Source organism: Nostoc sp. (assembly GCF_036919575.1).
Classification (GTDB): domain Bacteria; phylum Cyanobacteriota; class Cyanobacteriia; order Cyanobacteriales; family Nostocaceae; genus Nostoc.
The window spans coordinates 1-5,890 of the sequence record NZ_JBALBY010000049.1; the positions used below are offsets into that span (position 1 = coordinate 1).

The window sequence follows — 5,890 nt, forward strand, 5'->3', positions numbered from 1 at the left end:
CCATAGGACTGTGGTAGTTGCGTCGGCTGCTGCATACCATAATTCCCATAGGACTGTGGTAGTTGCGTCGGCTGCTGCATACCATAATTCCCATATCCCACAGGGTTTGTAGGGGTGACAACGCCTTGACTTGGACTCTGGCTAGAGTAAGGTGCAATATTACTTGGTGCGAGAGAGGTGACTGGGGGTGTCAATGGTGATACATTAGGCACTAGCTGACCACTATTTAAATTATTGTAGGGATTTTGCGGTAAGTTCGTACCCGTTGAAGTATAACCAGTACCAGTAGTTAACCCATTATTAGGCAATAGCTGACCGTTATTTAAATTAGTATAGGGATTTTGTGGTAAGTTTGAACCCGTTGACGTGTAGCCTGTCTGAGCAGTTAACCCAGTACTTGGTAGAGAATTCTGACTGGATAAGCTGTTGATGGGTGGCATTAGCGTTGTTCCTGGGTCAGAGACTCGGCCTAAAGCATTTGTCTGAGTTGCAGTACCATCGAAGGTAGACAATTTCTGGTTTGTCGATTGGTTGAGCGCCGCTTGCTGAGGGCTGATAGAGAGAGAATTTTGATTCTTGTTGGTTTGATTAGTAAATCCAATACCGAGGCTAGAGGATGTTTGTCCTCCCCCTGTTGGTTCAGACGCTGCATTTAAGGTCTTAATACCTAGAAACTGGTTATTACTATCAACCGTTCCAGTACGCAATAAATTTTGTGTTTGTACAACAAAGGGATTTTCCACGGCTGGCGAGATGTCGCCATTAACGCCTAAACCAGGATTTAATTTGGTATCACTAGCAGACTTTTGTGTATTAGTTATATCCTCTAATAAGTCTTTGCTGTTTTTTCCCTGAGTGTTTTCCTTCGGGGTATTTGCTGTTGCTGAGAGAGTTGCTTGCTCAAAGTCATTAAATAAAACTGGTAAGTTATCAATATCTGCTGCAATAGCTCTGTTTTCTGCTGATAGTTCGGAATCAGCAGGCTTTTGGGAAGCGACTTGGTTTTTTTGCTTATAAACGAAAATATCTGGATTTGACCAGTATTGCCAGGTTACTAGCCCTACTACAGATAAAAAAATTGCAGTTGCCCAAAAACCAGGTCGTCCTAGATTCCATAATAATCTGGCTTTGAGATAGCGTAAGTAGGCGGGAGGATAATGTCGATGTGGCATGGGATTGGTAATTGAAATTTACTCGAAATCGGGAAAACTTGACGGAAGCTGAAGGCATTGCTGTTTTATGCTTTTGCTTTCCTCAACAGGAAATGTGTCAACTTAAGTTTAAATGGTGATTTGATCCTAACTTCTCCATCAGTTATTAGTCATTACCAATAGACATATAGTAGTCAAAAATTTACTTAGAAATAAAAATTAAATGACATACAGCAGATTGCGAGTTGGTGAGGTACAAAAGTACCCCACCCTAACCCTCCCCTTATAAAGGTGAGGGAACTAGATTTGCTGTTTCCCCCCAATATATCGGGGGGATTAAGGGGGGTAATTTACCGTAGCCCCAAGCAATGGAAGGGTGTACTTCATTTACTTGCAAAGTGCTGTACAATTTATGTCCCGGCCTTACCTCACCCTCAATCCCTCTCCTTATAAAGGAGAGGGAAGCTAGATACAGGATGAAGTTTTGCATTTTATTTAATCCACGTTCCTTATTAGCGGCTGGAGTCCTTTGGCAAGATTTTCTAGAAAGTTATGGCAATTTATGGTTAGTTTTTGGGTATCGGTAACACTGGATAACATCAGGAGTTGACAACTGGTCTAATTTATTGTTGTAGCCGGACAAAAGTTCAACTTTTTTACTTTCTAGTTAGCAAACTGTACGCTCTGAAGGCGCTGTGCTGCACCGTACTATTAACCAGGAGACTACAGCAATGATGAAAGCTGAAGATATCATGACCAAAGATGTAGTTACCATTCGCGGTTCGGCGACTGTTGCGGAAGCAGTGGGGGTGATGAAGGAAAAAGGATTGCGATCGCTGGTCGTGGATCGTCGCTATGACAATGATGCTTATGGTATTGTCACAGAAACGGATATTGTCTATAAAGTAACAGCCTACGGTAAAGACCCAAAGCAAGTGCGGGTTTATGAAATTATGAGCAAGCCCTGCATTGTAGTAAATCCTGATTTGGGTGTGGAATATGTAGCGCGGTTATTTGCTAACACTGGTATCCACAGGGCACCGGTGATTCAAGGCAAGCTGTTGGGCATCATCTCGATTACCGACATTTTGACCAAAAGCGACTTTGTAGAAGCGCCACAAGCGCTACTGCTGGAGGAGAGAATTCAAAAAGCAATTGAGCAGGCTCGTGCTATTTGCACTGAACAAGGTGCCTATTCTAAATCCTGTGCAGCCGCTTGGGATGAGGTAGAAGAACTCCAGGCAGAAGCAGCTCATCAGAAAGCTGAGGGTATGGTATCAGCTAAAGTTTCTTTTGAGGAATACTGCAAGGAAAACCCAGATGCACCGGAATGTCGAAATTATCATCCGTAGTACACACAAGTCTCTCTGGATGCAATTTACGATTTATTGAATAGCTTATTCCGTTTCACTTTAGTAATGATACAAATACGTTGGTAGGGGCACAGCAATGCTCATGCGTGTCAACTTAAGCTAAAAGGGCGGTTAGAAACCGCGTCTACACAGGCAAAACCCACCTTTCCTTGCGGAACGCTACGCGAACGTGGGTTAAGAACCCTTAATTTTGTATTAGTCCACGGAGGTGGACTTTGTTTGTGTAGCCGCGTTCGCGTCAGCGTGCCGGAGGCTCTATTCCATTCGCCAAGGCTTAAGTTGACACCAATGAGCAATACTGTGCCCTTACGAGAAATCTATATGTATCAGGGTTTGTCTGAAATGGTATTAAGAAGACCTCACCCTGGTTCTGCTACGCAAAACCTGTCCCTCTCCTTACCAAGGAGAGGGATGTCTGTCAGGATAGTGTGAGGTTTTTGTTTTTCCTGAATTTACCGTTTAGCAACTCGGATCAATAAGAATAGACCTATTCCCAAAAAAACAAAGTTGGGCAACCAAGCCCCTATAAAGGGAGAGAGGACACCTGCTTGCGCGATCGCACCACTAATAAAGAAAATTAAGTAGTACGAAAAAATTACTATCACACTAATCCCAAAGCTGGTACCTCTCCCAGTTCGCTGGGGTATGCTTCCCATCGCTGCACCTACTAAACCAAAAACTACGCATACAAAAGGTAAAGAGATTTTTTGTTGAATCCGCACTTCGAGTTTACGAATTTTTTGGCGATCGCCACCGAGATTTTCCACTTCTAGTTGCTGTAGTGCTTCAGAAATATTCATCTCACCATAGTCTCGGCTTTTTTCTGCCAGACTTAATGGCGTGCGCGGTAGTTGCAGTTGTTGGTGTTCAAATCTGACAATGTTGCGATAAGAGCGATCGGCAGCGACAAAATAGATCGTGCCGTTGTAAAAATCCCAGACATTTTGCGAAGGATTCCACTGGGCAGATTCTGATACCACAATTTGATTTAGACCTTTTGTTGAGCGGTCTATAATCGTCAAACCTTTCATCCGCTTACCATCAAATTGGTCGGCGTAAAACAAGCGTGTCAATATCCTATTTTTAGAGCCATCCGGTTCGGGAACATCCTGGTATTCAGGATAGAAAATATTTTGCTGTTTCAAAGTTGGCTTGTCTGATTTGAGGGCTTTATCCAGAGTCATCGCCGCTTGATAATTTGCTGCTGGTGCAATTTCTTCGTTAAACACAAATGTCATTCCTGTAACCACAAGACTTAACATCACAGCAGTTAGCACCATGCGATAGACGCTGACCCCACAACTACGAAGGGCAATTAGTTCGCTGTCGCTAGAAAGACGACTGTAGGTCATCAAAGTAGCCAGCAGCGTAGACATGGGGAAGGCTAAAACGATAAAGTTGGGAAATTTTAACAAAAAAACTTGAATAGCAATGTCTATAGGTAGCCCAGATTCTACAATTTTTCTGACGAGATCAAATACAGCATCAATGGTAACGCCAAGTGATGAAAAAGCTCCGACACCAAAGAAAAACGGCGCTAACAATTCACTGGCAAGATAGCGATCCATCATCGTAAAAGGCAGCAGCGAATGGAGGCTGTAGAAAGACGTGAGTTTCTTTGAGATCATAAGCAACTTGAAAAGTTAAAAATTGGCAACCCTTAAGAAAGCAAAGTATATGTTTAATATCAAAATTAAATTCTAAATAGCTGAGAAAGCAAAATGAAATTAATTAATAAATTTATGCTTGAGAATAAACAATAAAAATATCCTTTGAAATTATTAGCTAAATAATTGTTAATTTAGACTTGAAAATTATCCCCTAAATAATATTGCCGCACGAGGGGATTGCTGTAGAGTTCGTCAGCAGCGCCAAAAGCGAGAATTTGTCCCTCGCGCATGATGTAGGCGCGATCGGTGATAGCCAGGGTTTCGCGGACATTATGATCTGTAATTAAGATTCCCATGCCGCGATCGCGCAGTTGTGCTACGATTTGCTGAATTTCTGAAACTGCGATCGGATCAACTCCTGCAAATGGTTCATCCAAAAGTAAAAATTTTGGCCCTTCTTGTCCAGCAGCTAAAGACCTTGCTAATTCAGTCCGCCGTCGCTCACCACCAGAAAGTTGAATTCCTTTACTTTTAGCTAATTTTTCCAACCGAAACTCCCGCAGTAAAGTTGTGAGTCGTCTTGACCACTCCCATCGTGGCACATTAGTTTGCTCTAGCACCAACAGAATATTATCCTCTACCGAAAGTTGGCGAAAAACACTTGGTTCTTGTGCTAGATAACCAATACCCAATCGCGCCCTTTTGTGCATTGGCATTCCCGTAACGTCGAGATTACCTAACCAGACTTTTCCTTGATTGGGTTTTTCTAAACCTGTGGCGATGTAAAAGGTCGTCGTTTTACCAGCCCCATTGGGGCCTAGCAAACCAACGACTTCGCCTTGAGCAACAGAAAGATTGACACGATTGACAATTACTCGCTTGCCGTAAGATTTGTGAATATTCTCTAAAACAATTTTCACGCTGGAGGCACTCTTTCTTGATGGGAGATGCTAATTAGAAGGCTTGAATACTGGTGTCTTTGGGGCAGGTGTCGCAGTTTGTCCATTATTATTTGATTCCTGCACCATGTAGATGGACTCTACCTGACGGTTGGATTGGGGTAAGGCAACAAATCGCCCTTCGTCAATTAAATAGGTTACTTTCTCCGCCCGAATACTGTTACCACCCTGTTGCAAAATATAGACGTTGCCACTGAAATCAATTCGGCGTTCTTTACTAAAATACTGTGCTTGGGCAGATGTTGCCTGAATCTGGCGAGCCGGATACAACATTTGCACATTACCACGAGCGGTGACTACTTGATTTTTAGCGTCATATTCTTGCACATCAGCGCGGATAGTCAGGGGGCGATTTGCTTCAGATGTTTGTGCAGTAGCGGTTTGCAGTTGGGTAGGGAAGACAAAAGCGCCCAAGAGTGCAACTGGCAGCATTAAAGCTAATCCAAAGCGACGCATTTGTGATATTGGTAATTGATAGCAGGGCATCATAGCAGTTTGGGATTCAGGATTTCAGCTTGTATTCTAATTATCTCAACTACTTTATCCAGACGATGAAATATATAATCTGGAGTGATTTCCGATAACTACTGGCTGAAATAGTGACGCTACCCCCAACCTTAAGGTTTCAGGTAATTGGTATGAAATCTACTACAACTTAATATATTGGAACTCAGAACTCTAAGCTCAGAACTCGGAACTTCAAGCTATTTTCAGGTAAATAGACCACGCGGTAGGGGCACAGCAGTGCTCATTGGTGTCAACTTAAGACGATAAAGCCCATATTTGTTGGGTGTAAG

General features: G+C 42.8%; 5 protein-coding genes. 1 reads left to right on the forward strand and 4 read right to left on the reverse strand.

The window, feature by feature from the left end; all coding sequences use genetic code 11:
- Positions 1 to 1,172: hypothetical protein (locus V7K27_RS14240; RefSeq protein ID WP_334948173.1), on the reverse strand; the 1,172-nt coding region annotated here is incomplete at its 3' end.
- Positions 1,173 to 1,882: 710 nt separating this feature from the next.
- Between V7K27_RS14240 and V7K27_RS14245 the strand changes: the two genes are divergently transcribed.
- Entirely contained in the window at positions 1,883 to 2,503 is a 621-nt protein-coding gene (locus V7K27_RS14245) for a CP12 domain-containing protein (protein ID WP_334948175.1), read from the forward strand.
- Between the two features lie 473 nt (positions 2,504 to 2,976).
- On the opposite strand, the gene V7K27_RS14250 is transcribed toward V7K27_RS14245, so the two are convergent.
- From V7K27_RS14250 to V7K27_RS14260, 3 genes are all read right to left on the reverse strand, one after another.
- Positions 2,977 to 4,092, reverse strand: coding sequence for an LptF/LptG family permease (locus V7K27_RS14250; protein WP_334948181.1), 1,116 nt, complete (start codon positions 4,090 to 4,092; stop codon positions 2,977 to 2,979).
- Between the two features lie 233 nt (positions 4,093 to 4,325).
- Entirely contained in the window at positions 4,326 to 5,054 is a 729-nt protein-coding gene (gene lptB / locus V7K27_RS14255) for an LPS export ABC transporter ATP-binding protein (RefSeq protein WP_334948177.1), read from the reverse strand.
- 30 nt (positions 5,055 to 5,084) lie between these two features.
- Positions 5,085 to 5,582, reverse strand: a complete 498-nt coding sequence (locus tag V7K27_RS14260; protein ID WP_334948179.1) for an LptA/OstA family protein — start codon at positions 5,580 to 5,582, stop codon at positions 5,085 to 5,087.
- Positions 5,583 to 5,890 lie beyond the last annotated feature (308 nt).

Coding starts and splice junctions, on each gene's coding strand:
- V7K27_RS14245 (WP_334948175.1), top strand. CDS start 1,883: ATGATGAAAGCTGAAGATATCATGACCAAAGATGTAGTTACCATTCGC.
- V7K27_RS14250 (WP_334948181.1), bottom strand. CDS start 4,092: ATGGATCGCTATCTTGCCAGTGAATTGTTAGCGCCGTTTTTCTTTGGT.
- V7K27_RS14260 (WP_334948179.1), bottom strand. CDS start 5,582: ATGATGCCCTGCTATCAATTACCAATATCACAAATGCGTCGCTTTGGA.